The organism is Pseudalkalibacillus sp. JSM 102089, from assembly GCF_041366475.1.
Taxonomy (GTDB): domain Bacteria; phylum Bacillota; class Bacilli; order Bacillales; family Guptibacillaceae; genus Guptibacillus; species Guptibacillus hwajinpoensis_B.
Genome location: NZ_JBEWYW010000005.1, coordinates 172,799 through 188,449, shown reverse-complemented (window position 1 = coordinate 188,449; position 15,651 = coordinate 172,799). Strand labels below are relative to the sequence as shown.

Sequence of the window (15,651 nt, the reverse complement as noted above, 5' to 3'; positions counted from 1 at the left end):
AGCTAATTATGGCTCGTTATACAGGACCAAGTTGGAAAATTTCTCGTCGTCTTGGTATTTCTCTAAGTGGAACAGGTAAAGAATTGGAAAAGCGTCCTTACGCTCCAGGTCAACACGGACCTAACCAGCGTAGAAAGCTTTCTGAATATGGTCTTCAACTTCAAGAGAAGCAAAAGCTTCGTCACATGTACGGCATGACTGAGCGTCAATTCCGTCGTCTTTTCGATGATGCTGGCAAAATGAAAGGTGTTCATGGTGAAAACTTCATGATTCTTCTTGAAGCTCGTCTTGATAACCTTGTTTATCGTCTAGGTCTAGCTCGCACTCGCCGTCAGGCTCGTCAGCTAGTTAACCACGGCCACATCACAGTTGATGGCAAACGCGTTGACATTCCTTCTTACCGTGTAGCGACTGGTCAAGTGATCAGCGTTCGTGAGAAGTCTAACAACCTTGACATCATCAAAGAAGCTATCGAAGTAAACAATTTCGTTCCAGAATACCTTACTTTCGATGCAGATAAGCTTGAAGGTACGTTCTCTCGTCTTCCTGAGCGTTCTGAACTTCCTGCTGAAATCACTGAAGCTCTTATCGTTGAGTACTACTCTCGTTAAGCTGTTTCAAAAACCCCGGAACTTATTCCGGGGTTTTTTTATGTCCCAATTTACTTAGCACAAAAAACATAAAAAAAAAGAGAAAGACCCTCCTTTTTTTCAATGGGAGGGTCTTCCTCTTTATGATTGGCTGTTAATAACCGCTGGTGATTTTTAGCTCATTTACTCTCTGTGATAACTATTCGTTATTGGGAATTACCAGTATTAGTTAAAATAGCTAAATGATTAGTAAGTAAGAAGGTAATATTTCTTCTTCCCTCTACGAATAATCACGTATTGATTTTCGATTTGGTCGCTTTCTGAAATAACTTTATCCATTTCCTGACACCGTTCACCGTTGATATACACCGCTCCATTTTTCACATCTTCTCTTGCCTGGCGCTTAGATGAAGATATACCAGCTTCTACAAGAAGATCGATAAGTCCCTTTTCATTATCTTCTACATGGTAAGAAGGAACATCCTTAAAACCTAAACGGATTTCATCAGCTGTTAGCTGTTTAATGTCACCACTGAACAGCGCTTCCGAGATGTTGATTGCCTGCTGAAGTTTTTCTTCTCCGTGAACAAGCTTTGTCACTTCTTCAGCAAGAGTACGATGAGCTTCTCTTTTTTCAGGCGCCTCGATGTGCTTAGATTCAATCTCTTTAATTTCTTCAATACTTAAGAAGGTAAAGTAATGAAGGAATTTCACAACATCACGATCATCTGTGTTAATCCAGAACTGATAGAATTCGTAAGGAGAGGTTTTATCGGCATCAAGCCAAATCGCTCCACCTTCAGATTTACCGAACTTAGAACCATCACTCTTCGTAACAAGTGGGAATGTTGCTCCATAGGCTTTTGAAGACTCTTCGCTGCCTTCTTCTTTACGAATCAGTTCAAGACCTGCTGTGATGTTCCCCCATTGGTCACTTCCTCCAATTTGAAGACGACAGTTTTCTTTCCGGTAAAGCTGAAGAAAATCATATGATTGAAGAATCATATACGTAAATTCTGTAAAAGAAATTCCCGCTTCAAGACGTGAAGTAACAGAATCTTTCGCAAGCATATAGTTCAAACCAAAGTTCTTTCCAACATCACGCAGGAATGGAATAACATTTAGCTCCCCAATCCAGTCGTAGTTGTTTACAGCTTTTGCAGAGTTCGCATCTGTTCCAAAATCCAAGAAGCGAGCAAGCTGCCCCTGTAACTTATTCGTCCAATCTTTTACGATGTCTTCTGAATTCAACGTACGTTCATTTGAACGGCCACTAGGGTCACCAATCAGCCCAGTAGCTCCACCAACAAGCGCAATCGGCGTGTGGCCAGCTAACTGAAATCTACGTAGGGCTAGAACAGGCAAAAGATGCCCAATATGAAGGCTATCAGCTGTAGGATCAAAGCCAGAATAAAGAGCAATGCGGTTTTCTGAAAGTTCCTTTTCAAGGCCCTCTCTATCTGTAACTTGATTTAAAAGTCCTCTTGCTTCTAATTCTTCTAATATGTGCATGTAATCGACTCCCTTTCGTTAATAATATCTTTTGGCAAACCACTAAAATAATCTTAATAGGCAAAAAAAAACAAAAAAAACCCGCCCCAGAAAAGGGACGAGTTTAATCGCGGTACCACCCTTGTTGAAGAAAGTAACCTTTCTCCCACTCAGTCAGAATAACGGTCTGAACCGTCTAATGCTACACAGACACTGTCTTTCCCATTAGATGCTCATGGAGGTAATTCACATTTTCCTTTATGCTGATTCTCACCGCACATCAGCTCTCTGAAAAAGGGAGAAAAATGCTACTTCGTCCAATCAAGGCATGTCGTTCATTAAAAAACACTAATTAAATTAATATCACAAAGGTAAAATCATGTCAATTCTAAGCCTATAGAAATCCCTACCAGTTTATACAAATCTCGACGACATATGCTATAATAAACAGGATTAATTTGAGGGGGTATAGGAATGCGAGAGCTTTTTTCTTCTATCAGGCAGAAGTGGAACGCGTTCATTGATAGATTACAAGAATATAACATCTTAACCGGGTCCAGGATCGCCTACAAAGTGACTTGGAATTTATTTCTTATTTTTATCGTGCTAGGTCTAATGGGCACTATTTTCGCCGGTGGTGTTGGTGCAGGATATTTCGCATCACTTGTTAAAGATGAACCGATTCGCTCTTACGATGAGATGAAGAGAGACGTTTATAACTATGAAGAAACCAGTGAGGTATATTTTGCAGGTGATGTTCTTCTTGGTAACTTTCGTTCTGATATTGAGCGAAAAGAGGTTGAGTTAAAAAACGTTTCTCCTCTTCTACAAAAAGCAGTTATTTCCACAGAAGATGAATATTTCTTCGATCACGATGGTATTGTTCCAAAAGCAATTGGACGTGCCGTTCTTCAAGAAGTCACCAATTCAGATGATCGAAGCGGTGGTAGTACATTAACACAACAGTTAGTTAAGAACCAGATTCTAACAAGAGAAGTTTCTTTCGAACGAAAAGCAAAAGAAATGCTACTCGCTCTTCGACTCGAAAATTTCTTTAATAAAGAAGAAATTCTAGAAGCATACCTTAATATCGTTCCTTATGGACGAAATGCTTCCGGTAATAATATTGCGGGCGTACAAGCAGCCTCACAGGGCATATTTGGTGTAAATGCTAGTGATTTAAATTTGCCTCAAGCTGCATTCATTGCAGGTATTCCCAAAAACCCTTATACATACACCCCTTTTACAAATTCGGGTGAGGTAAAGAAGGATCTTTCAGCTGGAATCGATCGGATGGAATTTGTTCTATATCGTATGTATGAAGAAGAAACAATCACTGAAGAAGAGTATAACAAAGCGCTAGAATACGATATTGAAAAAAATCTAGCTGAGTCTTCGCCTTCGCCAGTAGAAAAATACCCTTACCTTACATTTGAGATTGAAGATCGTGCGAAGCGAGTTCTTGCCGAGCAGATCGCCAATGAAGAAGGATATGACGGGAAGGAACTTTCGAAGAGTGTAGACTATTACAATCAAATTACTTATGATGCTAACGTTACTGGTAGATCTGCAACGGAAATAGCCAAGAAAATGGATTTGAAATGGGAAGAAGTTCAAGAAAATTCAGATGTATTCCTTGAATTTATGAGTAATGCAGAGAAAGAGCTTCGCAAAAATGGATATAAAATATATACTACAATTGACAAAGATATTTATGAATCTATGAATGCTGCAAGAGATAAAGTACTAGAAAACGGAAGCTATTTCCAAAGTGCTAAAACCCTCTCCGTGCAAAATCCTGAAACTGGAGAGCTTGAAAATAAAGAATTTCCTATGCAAGTAGGTAGTATCCTCATCGAAAATGAATCTGGAAAAATTCTTTCATTTGTTGGTGGAAGGGATTTCGCGCAAGAAGAACTTAACCATGCTACAGACGCCTATCGATCAAACGGTTCTACAATGAAACCATTGCTTGACTATGCCCCGGCAATGGAAATGGGAAAAGTTCAGCCTGGCTATATTGTGCCAGACTTACCAATTCAAGATGGATATAATCCTGGTAACTATTCATCAAACTACCATGGTCTTGTAACTGCACGTAAAGCGTTGGAAAGGTCTTATAACGTTCCAGCTGTTCGAGTTTATAATAAAATGAACCCAGTGGACGCAACCGACTATTTGGTGAAGATGGGCTTTAGTACAATGACTCTTGATGATCGCACCAATCCTTCAATGGCAATTGGTGCGCTACAACGGGGAGTAAGTGTCGAAGAGAATACCAACGCATTTGGCACGTTTGCTAATGGAGGAAAGTTTGTTGATGCTTATTTAATTGATAAAATAGTTGACCGCGATGGAAACACCATTTTCGAACAAAAACCAGAACCAGTGGATGTTTTCAGTCCTCAAACTGCCTATCTATCAATCGATATGATGCGTGATGTAGTTAACCAGGGTACTGCCCAAGACATTCCCGGGAAATTAAAATTCGCTTCTGATTGGGCAGGAAAAACTGGAACTGGACAAAATTATTATGATTCATGGTTTGTAGCAGTCAATCCTAATGTTTCACTAGGTGTATGGACTGGATATGACAAGCAAATTAGCATGGATAGTCAATATGCCAACAGAAACAAAAACTTATGGGCACTATTTGCTAATGCCGCTTATGATAAAAAACCAGAAATAATGGATCCTGAAGAATCATTCAAAATGCCAACGGGTATTGTGCGTCGTTCGTTCTGTGGTATATCTGGAAAGCTCGCCTCTGATCTCTGTCAGAAAGCTGGACTTGTCAAAACTGATCTATTCAATGCAAAGTATGTACCAACTGAAGTGGATGACAGTCTCACTCAAGGACGTTATGTCATCATGAATGGTAAGACCTATCAAGCACTTAGTTCCACTCCAGAAGAGTTTGTATCCAGCGGAGTCATGATTAAAGAGGATTACTTCTCAGGAGTTGATATTTCACAGCTTCTCCCTTCTGGATTTAGTGATTTAAATATCGTTTCAGAAGGAAAAACCGCTTCAGAAAATGGGAAAAAACCAGGCGCAGTTGGTGGCGTTTCAATAAGTGGCTCTTCACTAAATTGGGGGGCTTCAGGTGAAAGTGATATTGTTGGTTATCGTATTTATCGCGCTTCGAACGGTAGTAGTTCATTTACGAAGCTTGGAAGCGTAAAAGCATCTGATGGTAGCTCATTTAACATCCCTTCTGGTGCTTATGCCTATTACGTAACAGCAGTTGATGTAGCTGGGAATGAATCGGGACCATCGGCTAAAGTAACAAATGGAGATTGGTCTGATAAACCAGAGCCAAAACCTGAGAAAAAGCAAGAAGCAGAACCTTCAACAGATGAAGAAAATGATGAGGCTTCTGATAATGAAGAGAACGAAAATAATGCTCCCTCCGATAATGAGAGTGATGAATCCAGCAACTCAGAAGATTCATCTTCAAATGAAGGGAGTACCAACACCGGTGAAAATGCAAATGATAACAACTCCAACAACTCCGGTAATGGAAATAACAATGGAAACAGTAGTCCTACAAATGGTGCTGAAAGCGGAAATAATTCAAACAGCACCGGTGGCAACACAAGCAATAACGACCAGTAAAAAAACAGCCTGCAGCAATATGCTGCAGGCTGTTTTCTATTAACTAATCTTCCATTGTAGACAAATCGCCAGTTGGTAAATCCAGCTCCCACGCCTTTAATACGCGACGCATGATCTTACCACTTCTCGTTTTCGGAAGCTTATCTCTAAATTCGATTTCTCGAGGTGCTGCATGAGCTGCAAGTCCTTTTTTAACGAAATTTCTTATCTCTTCCATCAGTTCATCAGACGGTTCATGACCATCTCTAAGTGAAATAAAGGCTTTAATAATTTCACCCCGCACAGGATCCGGTTTCCCAATCACCCCAGCTTCAGCAACAGCACTATGTTCGACTAGTTTACTTTCAACTTCAAATGGACCAACTCTTTCACCCGAAGTCATAATAACATCATCGACTCGCCCCTGGAACCAGAAGTATCCGTCCTCATCTTTATAAGCTGAATCGCCAGATACGTACCAGTCTCCTTTTAAGAAATAGCTTTCATATTTTTCAGGACGATTCCAAATCGCTCGCATCATTGATGGCCAGCCTTTTTTAATCGCAAGGTTCCCCATTCGATTAGCAGGAAGTTCATTTCCTTGATCATCTACGATTGCTGCGTGCACGCCTGGAATTGGTTTGCCCATTGATCCTGGCTTTATTTCCATTGATGGATAATTACTGATTAGCTGTGCTCCCGTTTCTGTCATCCACCAGTTATCATGAATTCTCCGTTCAAGAACTTTGTTACCCCATTTAATAACCTCAGGATTTAATGGCTCTCCTACGCTTAGTACATGACGTAAAGATGAAAGTTCGAATTTCTTAACGATCTCATCTCCCGCCCCCATAAGCATACGAAATGCAGTAGGAGCACTATACCATACAGTTACTTCATATTTTTCGATCGTACCGTACCAATCTTCGGGACTAAAACGACCACCACGAATGACGTTCGACGTTCCAGCAAGCCATGGAGCAAATATGCCATATGACGTCCCCGTTACCCAACCTGGATCAGCTGTACACCAGTAGACATCATCTTCTTTTAAGTCAAGTACCCATTTCGCCGTTTGATAGTGTTGTACCATCGCATTATGAACATGAAGTACGCCTTTCGGTTTACCAGTTGAGCCTGATGTGTAATGCAGAATCATCCCATCTTCACGGTCAACCCATTCTATTTTAAGCTTCTTTTCTGCTGATTCAAAATGCTTATAAAAGTCTATATAAGGACCTTCTTCTTTAACGTTATCTCCTACTAGCACAACACTTTCGAGATTAGGAAGCTCATCAACCGGAACGCGTTCAAGTAGCTCAGGTGTTGTAACAAGTACCTTTGCTTCACTATCCTCAAGACGATCCCTTACTGCACCTTCCATAAAGGCTTCAAAAAGTGGGCCAGCAATCGCACCTAACTTAAGCGTTCCGAGTAGAATGAAGTATAGCTCTGGAGATCTTGGCATGAAAATAAAGACCCTATCTCCTTTTTCGACATTCACTTTTTTTAGAACGTTACCTGCTTTGTTACTCATTGCTTTCATCTCACTGTACGTATACTTCTCATCTCGTGTTGGGTCAGAAAAATAAAGAGCTACTTTGTTTTTACGATCGGACTCAGCGTGCCTATCGATTGCTTCGTAGGCCATATTGACATTACCTGTCTCACTCCAGGTAAATGTTTTCTCCACGTCTTTCCAATCAAAATTCTCGTATGTAGCTTCATAATCCTGTAAATTATGATTACCCAATGTAGCAGAAAGCGGTTTCAATTCCATAAGTAATCTCCTCCTTCTCCTTCATGTCTTTCACTGATAGTATAACATAAATTCCTAATTTTTTAACAAATGACAAAACTTCAAAAAATAACATTGAAACCCCTTACATTTATCACGTTTCATGTATAATAAGAACTGAGACCATTATTAAAAGGTGGTGACTAGATGGAACATCGTAAAACGTATAATGCAATCGAGAAGAATACCCCGCATGGAAAACTTATTATTGAAGGACCAATTACTCCAGATCGCCTGGCATCCTATCATTTACATAAGGACCTTGTCGCATTTCGCCCACCGGAACAACAGCATAAAGCACTGGTTGAAATAGCAGGTCTGCCTGAAGGCCGTATCATTGTGGCTAGAGAAAGAGAAACCATTGTAGGCTATGTCACATTTCTATATCCAGACCCACTTGAACGTTGGTCAGAAGGTAATATGGAAGATTTAATTGAATTAGGAGCAATTGAAGTTATTCCAAAGTACCGTAATGCTAAAGTCGGCAAAAGCCTTCTCAAAACGTCATTTATGGACGATGCAATGAATGATTACATCGTGATAACTACCGAGTATTATTGGCATTGGGCCCTTAAAGGAACAGGTTTATCAGTTTGGGATTATCGTAAAGTGATGGAGAAAATGATGAATGCAGGAGGTCTTGAGTGGTATGCAACGGATGATCCTGAAATAAGCTCTCATCCTGCAAATTGCTTAATGGCTAGAATTGGGACAAGAATTAACCAGGACTCTGTTCAAGCGTTTGATCGCCTGCGATTCCATAATCGCTTCATGTATTAAGAATGCAAAGGAGTGAGCCAAGATGGTCATTGAAGAAATTATGAATCAAAATGTTTTTTCACTTGAAGAGAACCAAACCATTGCTGATGCCATTAAAATGATGAGAGAAAAAAACATTCGCCATCTCCCTATCGTAAATAGCGAAGGGGAACTCACTGGCATTATATCAGATCGAGATATTAAAGATGCTAGTCCATCAATTCTTGACTCAAATCCAAACAAGGACGTATTACAGTCTCCTCTTTCCTCTATTATGAAGAAAGACGTCATTACAGCTCACCCATTGGATTTTGTAGAAGAAATTTCTACGATCTTTTATGAGCAGCGCATTAGTTCGATTCCGATTGTTGAAAACCGAAAAGTAATCGGAATGGTTACTGAGACGGATATGTTACATACGTTAATCCTTTTGACAGGCGCACACCAGCCGAGTTCACATATTGAAGTACAGGTGGAAAATGTGTCAGGACAATTGGCCGATATTACCCAAATCATTAAAAAGCGCAATTTTAACATTATTAGCGTTCTAGTCTATCCGTGTAGTCACAATGAAAAATTCAAAAACATCGTTTTTCGAATACAAACGATGAATCCCACTTCCGTTGTAAACGATATTAAAAATGAAGGTTATGAGGTTCTCTGGCCAAATATGCCGGGTGTTCAAAAATGAAGTGCGACTCCCTTTTTGTATATTCCTCAGACTATTTAAATTATAAATTTAGTGACGATCATCCTTTCAATCATATACGTGTTAAGCTCACACAGGACTTGCTTACCGAAATAAATGCTTTAAATGATCAAGAAGTGGTCCCTCCTCGGATTGCAACCGATAGTGAAATTGCTCTTATTCATGATCCAGCTTACATAGAAGCAGTAAAAAAAGCTAGTAAAGGAGGCCTTGCATCCTCTGTTGCAGCTAACTACGGTCTTGGAACAGAAGATACGCCAATCTTTCCGAACATGCATGAAGCAAGTGCTCTTATTGTTGGGGGAACGCTCACTGCAGTTGATGCGGTTATGACAGGAAAAGCTGCTCATGCCCTTAACATAGGCGGAGGACTCCATCACGGTTTTCGAGGTAAAGCATCAGGCTTTTGCATCTATAATGACAGTTCAATCGCCATTGAATACATGAAACAAAAATATGGCGCAAAGGTCCTTTATGTTGATACTGACGCCCATCACGGAGACGGTGTGCAGTGGGCTTTTTACGATGATCCTGATGTTTGCACACTATCTATCCATGAAACGGGACGCTATTTATTTCCTGGAACAGGAAATATTAATGAGAAAGGTCAAGGAAAAGGATATGGGTTTTCATTTAATATTCCGATTGACGCTTTTACAGAGGACGAGTCATTTCAGGAAGTGTACGAGGATTCGTTTCGAAAAGTAATCGATTTTTTTAAGCCTGATGTAATCCTAACTCAAAATGGTGCAGATGCTCATTATTATGATCCGTTAACACATCTCTCTGTTTCCATGCAAAGCTATGAATTCATTCCAAAACTAGCACACCAATTAGCTCATAAGTATTGTGACGGAAAATGGATTGCCGTTGGCGGGGGTGGTTACGATATCTGGCGTGTTGTACCACGCGCTTGGTCAAGAATTTGGTTAGAAATGAAAGGGCTATCAGCAACCGGCGCCCTGCCAAAACAATGGATCGAAAGGTGGGCCCCACTCTCACCACTTTCTCTTCCAGAGAATTGGCATGATAAAGCTGATTTGTATGAGCCCATTCCAAGGAAACAGGAAATCACAGAAAAAAACAAACTAACTTGCGAACGAGCGCTTTATCAAATTGTGAATTAATAAAAAAACGAGCCTAGGCTCGTTTTTTTAATCTTGATTATGAGTAGTTGAATTACGATGTTGCAAACGATGGGGTAAAACAACCGTTTGTTCTTCTACTGTTTCTTTATTCATTAATTTTGTAAGAAGACGCATGGCAACAGCACCAATATCGTACATAGGTTGAACAACGGTGGAAAGCGTTGGTCGAACCATAGTTGCTAGTCTTGTGTTATCAAATCCAACGACCTCGAAATCTTCTGGAACGTTATAACCGTTGTCCTGTGCAGCGTGAATAACGCCTAGTGCCATTTCATCCGTACCTGCAAAGATAGCTGTTGGCTTCTCATCTAGTTCAAGAAACCCTTCCATTGCTTCAATGCCGGAGTCATAAGTATAGTCACCAATTGCAACGCAATCTTCATCGACTTTCATACCTGCATCTTCTAAGGCTGTTCGGTAACCAAGAAACTTTTCTTCTCCGTTAATTGGATCTTCTAATGGACCACTAACAAGTCCAATTTTTTTATGATCTTTTTCAATAAAGCTTGTCACAAGCTCATATGCAGCTTTTTGATAATCAATGTTAACTGACGGAATCTCCTGGCCCTTTTCTAGCGTTGCTGCTAGAACGATCGGAACAGGGGAGCGCTTAAATTCTTCAACATGTTCTTCTGTAATTTTACCGCCCATAAACACAATTCCATCTACCTGTTTTCCAAGCATCGTATTTAAAAGATGAATTTCTTTTTCTTTATTTTGATCTGAGTTACTCAAGATAATATTATATTTGTACATTGTAGCAATATCCTCAATACCGCGAGCAAGCTCAGCAAAGAAAATACTCGAAATATCAGGGATGATAACTCCGACAGTGGTCGTTTTTTTACTAGCAAGACCTCTTGCTACAGCATTAGGACGGTATCCTAGTCTTTCAATCGCCTCTAATACCTTTTTTCTTGTTGCAGGCTTAACATTAGGGTTGCCATTCACAACCCTTGATACAGTTGCCATTGATACTCCTGCTTCTTTCGCTACGTCATAAATCGTTGTATTCACGATGATCCTCCTTCATGCTCTTACGGACTTTAATTTATTTAATGATACGATACTATCCGTTTGACTGCAAACCAAAACCTATATCGACTAACACTAATAAACCACTATTAGCTGTGAAACACCTGCTATTATGACTATGTAGGTTATTTCACAATTAGATACTGTATTAAAGATAGCATATTTAGTCGCTTTTTGCTTTATATAAGCGTAAATTTTCAAAGACTAAATCATAAATCTGTCGTATTTGCTTCCATCTTTATATATGATAACACTCTTACGTTCTTTTATTCCAATAGAACCCAAGCCACTTAGGAACATCAGGTTGAGGATTCATACATCATACACAGAAAAAAACCTTCTACTTATAAAGTAGAAGGCGCAGCTTTCGCTGGATTGAATAAACCACTTGCTTTTAGATCTTTAACAAATTGTTCGTATTGTGGAATATCTAACTGCTGAGCCGCATCGGAAAGAGCTACAGCTGGGTCTGGATGAACTTCCACCATGATACCGTCTGCTCCAATAGCTAGACCTGCTTTTGCTGCAGGGAATAGAAGATCTTTGCGTCCAGTTGAATGCGTTACGTCAACTAGAACTGGCAAATGAGTTTCCTGTTTAAGAATTGGAACTGCTGTAATATCCAACGTGTTTCTCGTTGCTTTTTCGTAAGTTCTAATTCCTCGCTCACAAAGCATTACTTGTGTATTACCGTTCGATACGATGTATTCTGCAGCATTAATGAATTCTTGAATTGTCGCAGATAAACCTCTTTTTAGAAGAACCGGCTTATCAACGGATCCTGCCGCTTTAAGTAACTCAAAGTTCTGCATGTTACGTGCTCCGATTTGAATTACATCAACGTACTTAACTGCTGTTTCAATATCTGCAGGGTTTACAATTTCACTGACTACAGCTAGATCGTACTCATCAGCGACTTGTTTAAGAATCTTTAATCCTTCTTCTCCAAGACCCTGGAAGTCGTATGGCGATGTACGTGGTTTGAAAGCTCCACCGCGAAGCATTTTAAATCCTTGCTTCTTAACAGCCCTCGCTACTTCAGCAACTTGCTCATAGCTTTCAACAGCACAAGGTCCTGAAATAAGAACTTGCCCGCCATCTCCAACTTTTTCACCTTTAATATCAATAACCGTATTATCGGGTTGGCGTTTTCGTGAAACTAAAAGAGCCTTACGATGATCGTCTTCCTGTAACTCAAGGCTTGCCTTAAAAATTTCCTTGAATATATGTTGAAGAGTGGAATTATCAAAAGGCCCACCATTTTTCTCTGTAAGCAAATCAAGCATCTTACGTTCTCGAACAGGGTCAAAACGATTAATCCCCTGTGCTTTCTTTACTCTACCTATCTCTTTCGCCACTTCAGCACGCTCATTAATTAAATCAAGCAGCTGCAGGTTAATCTCGTCTAATTTCTCTCTCAACTCATCAATTTGGATATTAGCCATAATATCTCCACTCCTATCTGTTTAAGTGATTAGGGTTATTATATACGATGAAAAATAAAATGTCACTACTTTTCTTTTAATTCTTAAACGCTTTTAAGCATTAAACCATGTCAGTAAAAGAAAAACGGCTTTATAAAGCCGTTTATTTTAAATATTTTTTCGCAGCATCCGCTAACGAGGTATTAGTGATTCTCCAATGTGAATCATTCCATACGACCTCATTTTCATTAAACACTAGCGCTTGTGGCGACTGATGTTTTACCCCATATGAGTCAGCAATTTCAGTTGATAAAGGACGTGATTCCTGCACGTTCAAATAATACACGTCTTCTGACACACCCTCGGAAAACTTCTGAAATTCTTCAAAAGCTTGAGCACTTATTGGGCAAGTTGTACTATTTTTAAATAATAGAAATTGATTATTAGCTTCCTTGATGCGTTTGAAATCTTCTGATGTAGTTATTTTTGTAATGGCCATAAGTTTATCCCCCTTCAAATTGCTATAAATTCATTATAAAGAAGTTTACAGGAAATGAAAAAGAAGAAGCATTATGCTTCTTCTTTTTCATTTCTATATAACAAATTAGGACTTAGTAGGATTCTCCATTGAAGCCGGTTCTTCTTCAGAGAAATGATCGCTAAGATCCTGTTGGAAGCTCTCAACGTCAGCATCTGCCTGAGTATGCAGATCACTATTTTCTTCTGTTTCAAGATTACGATCTTTAATCTTTGAAACAATGTTATTCGATTGATCCGATACTTGCTTGTAAATTGTTGAAGATTTTTCTTTAGCACGGTTAGCAAAATCTGTGCTACGTTCTACTGCAGAATCACGGAATTGAGAAGTCTTTTCCTTCACTGCTCCAGCTTGTTGATTTAGATCACTTCTAAGTTCTTTACCTGATTTAGGTGCTGAAAGTAGTGCAGCTGCTGCACCAACGATTCCACCAATAAGTGAACCAATGATAAAATCTTTTGTGTTAATGTTGTTATCCGACATATAAATACCTCCTATTATTTTGAATCAACGTACTGATCTGTTGCTTTCTTCTTAACTTGCCATTTTTGCCATATTTGCATGGCAGCATTTCCCCACTGAACGACTTTTGTAACTTGTTCAGATTGACGCTCTGCCTCATCTGTTACTTTTCCAGAAATATTTCTTAATGAATGATTCATCTTTCCAAGTGATGTTCCAACTTCTTTTACTTGTACAAAAACAGTATCCAGAGCTTCAGATTTCCCCTGAATGTCTTCTGCAAGCAAATTAGTCTTATGTAACAGTGCAGTAGTTTCAGTTGTTAGACCATTCATTTGTTTTTCAAGGCTATCAAGTGTTTTCGCCGTATTACTCAGCGTATCCTTCAAGGATTTGAGAGTTTGGGCTACGAAATAAACAAGAACTGCAAATGCAATCGCAATAATAGCTACACTTAAATACAAAATAATCTCCATGTGCTGGCACCTCCCTTTTCTGAATCTCTTCCCTTCATTCCTCTTTCGTAAACACAAGTTTGTCATTTCACATACGAACGAAAAATGAGTCTACTTTACTACCCTACACCATAATTAATTCGTTACAAGTTTCATTATTCCTTTTTTAAATTTTTTTATAACACATTCTCATTCTTCTCTATCAGGAGAATAGTAAAAAAAAAGAAGGCTCAAGGAGCCTTCTCGCTTAAATAGACGCTTTTTCGGTCTCATATGCTTCTTGATATTTCTGAATATCACCGGCTCCCATGAAAAGAAGTACTCCTTTATCATGGTCATTAAGCTGCTGAATGGAATCTTCAGAGATCAAGTGAGCATTAGGGATTTTTTCAATCAGTTGATCAATCGATAACTGACCTGCATCTTCCCGTGCCGATCCAAAGATGTCGCATAAGTAAACAACATCTGCTTCTTTTAACACATCTGCAAATTCATTTAGGAACGTCTTTGTTCTTGTAAATGTGTGAGGTTGGAAAATGGCCACAACTTCACGATTTGGATACTTCTGATGTGCCGATTCTATAGTTGCTTTAATTTCAGTTGGATGATGCGCATAATCGTCAATTAGTACCTGATTGTCAACGACTTTTTCTGTAAATCTACGCTTAACCCCTTTGAAGTTTGCAAGTTGAGCAGCTACTGCATCTCCTGAAAGATTTTCATAGTGACAAAGAGCAACGACAGATAAAGCATTCAGCACATTGTGTTTCCCATACATCGGAATCTGGAATGTACGATAGTAATCATCACGAACATGAACATCAAATGTTGTCCCATGTTCATCAATTTTAATATTTGTTGCCTGAAAATCGTTTTGATCATCAAATCCGTAGAATACGACTGGTACTTTTGTTTGGATTTGCTGAAGGTAAGAATCATCACCATAAGCAATAATACCCTTCTTCACAAGCATTGCCATTTCCTGAAATGCCGAAAAGACATCATCAACATCTGAAAAATAATCTGGGTGATCAAAATCGATGTTTGTCATAATCGCATAGTCAGGCTGGTAAGATAAAAAGTGACGACGGTATTCACATGCTTCAAACACAAAATACTGACTGTCCTTTACGCCTTTACCAGTACCATCTCCGATAAGATACGATGTCGGTTCTGCTGCCCCAACAACATGAGACAACAAACCAGTTGTTGATGTTTTACCATGAGAGCCTGTTACAGCAATACTAGTGAATTTTTGAATAAAATCTCCAAGGAATTTATGGTAGCGATAAACAGGAAGGTTCATTTCTCTTGCTCGCACTAACTCTTCATGCTGATCATCAAATGCATTGCCGGCGATAATAATCATATCTTCTTTAATATTTTCTTCTCCAAATGGAAGAATAGTAATACCTTTTTGTTCAAGAGCCTCCTGTGTAAAGAAACGTTTCTCTACGTCTGAACCCTGCACACTGTATCCTATATCGCTAAGGATTTGTGCTAGAGCGCTCATCCCGGATCCCTTAATGCCAACAAAGTGATATATAGTCATTTCAGAACCTCCACACTTTCATTTCTTCTCCGCGTAACCTTTTTTAGTATATGATGTCATTACAAGTATGCGCTGCTTTTCTTTTCAATACTA

Annotated in this window: 13 protein-coding genes and 1 other annotated feature; of the genes, 5 read left to right on the top strand and 8 right to left on the bottom strand. The window is 39.3% G+C overall.

Going from position 1 to position 15,651, the window contains the following annotated elements; all coding sequences use genetic code 11:
* Nucleotides 1–8 precede the first annotated feature (8 nt).
* Nucleotides 9–611 carry a 30S ribosomal protein S4 gene (gene rpsD / locus ABVF21_RS13400; protein WP_136948553.1) on the top strand — a complete coding sequence of 201 codons (603 nt, stop codon included), beginning with the start codon at nt 9–11 and terminating at the stop codon, nt 609–611.
* Between the two features lie 225 nt (nt 612–836).
* Here rpsD and tyrS read toward each other — a convergent pair whose 3' ends face one another.
* On the bottom strand, nt 837–2,102 hold the full coding sequence (gene tyrS, locus ABVF21_RS13395; RefSeq protein ID WP_283153873.1) for a tyrosine--tRNA ligase: 1,266 nt from the start codon (nt 2,100–2,102) through the stop codon (nt 837–839).
* 90 nt (nt 2,103–2,192) lie between these two features.
* Nucleotides 2,193–2,415: a binding site (T-box leader), on the bottom strand.
* A gap of 140 nt (nt 2,416–2,555) precedes the next feature.
* Between tyrS and ABVF21_RS13390 the strand changes: the two genes are divergently transcribed.
* On the top strand, nt 2,556–5,699 hold the full coding sequence (locus ABVF21_RS13390) for a transglycosylase domain-containing protein (protein WP_371018345.1): 3,144 nt from the start codon (nt 2,556–2,558) through the stop codon (nt 5,697–5,699).
* Nucleotides 5,700–5,742: 43 nt separating this feature from the next.
* Here ABVF21_RS13390 and acsA read toward each other — a convergent pair whose 3' ends face one another.
* Complete coding sequence (acsA, locus tag ABVF21_RS13385) at nt 5,743–7,458, bottom strand: acetate--CoA ligase (protein ID WP_283153871.1); 1,716 nt, start codon at nt 7,456–7,458, stop codon at nt 5,743–5,745.
* A 165-nt stretch (nt 7,459–7,623) separates the two neighbouring features.
* On the opposite strand from acsA, the gene ABVF21_RS13380 reads away from it, so the two are divergent.
* From ABVF21_RS13380 to ABVF21_RS13370, 3 genes are read left to right on the top strand one after another with little or no spacing between them, the layout of a single operon-like run.
* Nucleotides 7,624–8,256, top strand: a complete 633-nt coding sequence (locus ABVF21_RS13380) for a GNAT family N-acetyltransferase (RefSeq protein WP_371018344.1) — start codon at nt 7,624–7,626, stop codon at nt 8,254–8,256.
* A gap of 22 nt (nt 8,257–8,278) precedes the next feature.
* On the top strand, nt 8,279–8,926 hold the full coding sequence (locus ABVF21_RS13375; RefSeq protein WP_371018343.1) for an acetoin utilization AcuB family protein: 648 nt from the start codon (nt 8,279–8,281) through the stop codon (nt 8,924–8,926).
* Nucleotides 8,923–10,071, top strand: coding sequence for an acetoin utilization protein AcuC (locus tag ABVF21_RS13370; protein ID WP_283153870.1), 1,149 nt, complete (start codon nt 8,923–8,925; stop codon nt 10,069–10,071). Before ABVF21_RS13375 ends, ABVF21_RS13370 begins: the two co-directional genes overlap by 4 nt.
* A gap of 27 nt (nt 10,072–10,098) precedes the next feature.
* Here ABVF21_RS13370 and ccpA read toward each other — a convergent pair whose 3' ends face one another.
* The 6 genes from ccpA to murC form a co-directional block, all read right to left on the bottom strand.
* Complete coding sequence (gene ccpA / locus ABVF21_RS13365) at nt 10,099–11,109, bottom strand: catabolite control protein A (RefSeq protein WP_226614743.1); 1,011 nt, start codon at nt 11,107–11,109, stop codon at nt 10,099–10,101.
* 362 nt (nt 11,110–11,471) lie between these two features.
* Nucleotides 11,472–12,572, bottom strand: coding sequence for a bifunctional 3-deoxy-7-phosphoheptulonate synthase/chorismate mutase (locus tag ABVF21_RS13360; protein ID WP_283153869.1), 1,101 nt, complete (start codon nt 12,570–12,572; stop codon nt 11,472–11,474).
* A gap of 142 nt (nt 12,573–12,714) precedes the next feature.
* A complete protein-coding gene (gene ytxJ, locus ABVF21_RS13355) occupies nt 12,715–13,050 on the bottom strand; it encodes a bacillithiol system redox-active protein YtxJ (protein ID WP_283153868.1) in 336 nt (111 codons plus the stop codon).
* 105 nt (nt 13,051–13,155) lie between these two features.
* Complete coding sequence (locus tag ABVF21_RS13350) at nt 13,156–13,572, bottom strand: YtxH domain-containing protein (RefSeq protein ID WP_194219247.1); 417 nt, start codon at nt 13,570–13,572, stop codon at nt 13,156–13,158.
* Between the two features lie 14 nt (nt 13,573–13,586).
* Nucleotides 13,587–14,027: a DUF948 domain-containing protein gene (locus ABVF21_RS13345; RefSeq protein WP_194219246.1), complete on the bottom strand. Its 441-nt coding sequence runs from the start codon at nt 14,025–14,027 to the stop codon at nt 13,587–13,589.
* A 226-nt stretch (nt 14,028–14,253) separates the two neighbouring features.
* The gene (murC, locus tag ABVF21_RS13340) at nt 14,254–15,558 is read right to left on the bottom strand and encodes a UDP-N-acetylmuramate--L-alanine ligase (RefSeq protein ID WP_283153867.1); all 1,305 of its coding nucleotides are present in this window, start codon (nt 15,556–15,558) and stop codon (nt 14,254–14,256) included.
* Nucleotides 15,559–15,651 lie beyond the last annotated feature (93 nt).

What these genes read in the sequence shown, in the direction of transcription:
- murC (WP_283153867.1), bottom strand. Translation starts at nt 15,558, where the DNA reads ATGACTATATATCACTTTGTTGGCATTAAGGGATCCGGGATGAGCGCT.
- acsA (WP_283153871.1), bottom strand. Translation starts at nt 7,458, where the DNA reads ATGGAATTGAAACCGCTTTCTGCTACATTGGGTAATCATAATTTACAG.
- ytxJ (WP_283153868.1), bottom strand. Translation starts at nt 13,050, where the DNA reads ATGGCCATTACAAAAATAACTACATCAGAAGATTTCAAACGCATCAAG.
- ABVF21_RS13360 (WP_283153869.1), bottom strand. Translation starts at nt 12,572, where the DNA reads ATGGCTAATATCCAAATTGATGAGTTGAGAGAGAAATTAGACGAGATT.
- ABVF21_RS13345 (WP_194219246.1), bottom strand. Translation starts at nt 14,027, where the DNA reads ATGGAGATTATTTTGTATTTAAGTGTAGCTATTATTGCGATTGCATTT.
- ABVF21_RS13350 (WP_194219247.1), bottom strand. Translation starts at nt 13,572, where the DNA reads ATGTCGGATAACAACATTAACACAAAAGATTTTATCATTGGTTCACTT.
- ABVF21_RS13370 (WP_283153870.1), top strand. Translation starts at nt 8,923, where the DNA reads ATGAAGTGCGACTCCCTTTTTGTATATTCCTCAGACTATTTAAATTAT.
- ABVF21_RS13375 (WP_371018343.1), top strand. Translation starts at nt 8,279, where the DNA reads ATGGTCATTGAAGAAATTATGAATCAAAATGTTTTTTCACTTGAAGAG.
- rpsD (WP_136948553.1), top strand. Translation starts at nt 9, where the DNA reads ATGGCTCGTTATACAGGACCAAGTTGGAAAATTTCTCGTCGTCTTGGT.
- tyrS (WP_283153873.1), bottom strand. Translation starts at nt 2,102, where the DNA reads ATGCACATATTAGAAGAATTAGAAGCAAGAGGACTTTTAAATCAAGTT.
- ABVF21_RS13390 (WP_371018345.1), top strand. Translation starts at nt 2,556, where the DNA reads ATGCGAGAGCTTTTTTCTTCTATCAGGCAGAAGTGGAACGCGTTCATT.
- ABVF21_RS13380 (WP_371018344.1), top strand. Translation starts at nt 7,624, where the DNA reads ATGGAACATCGTAAAACGTATAATGCAATCGAGAAGAATACCCCGCAT.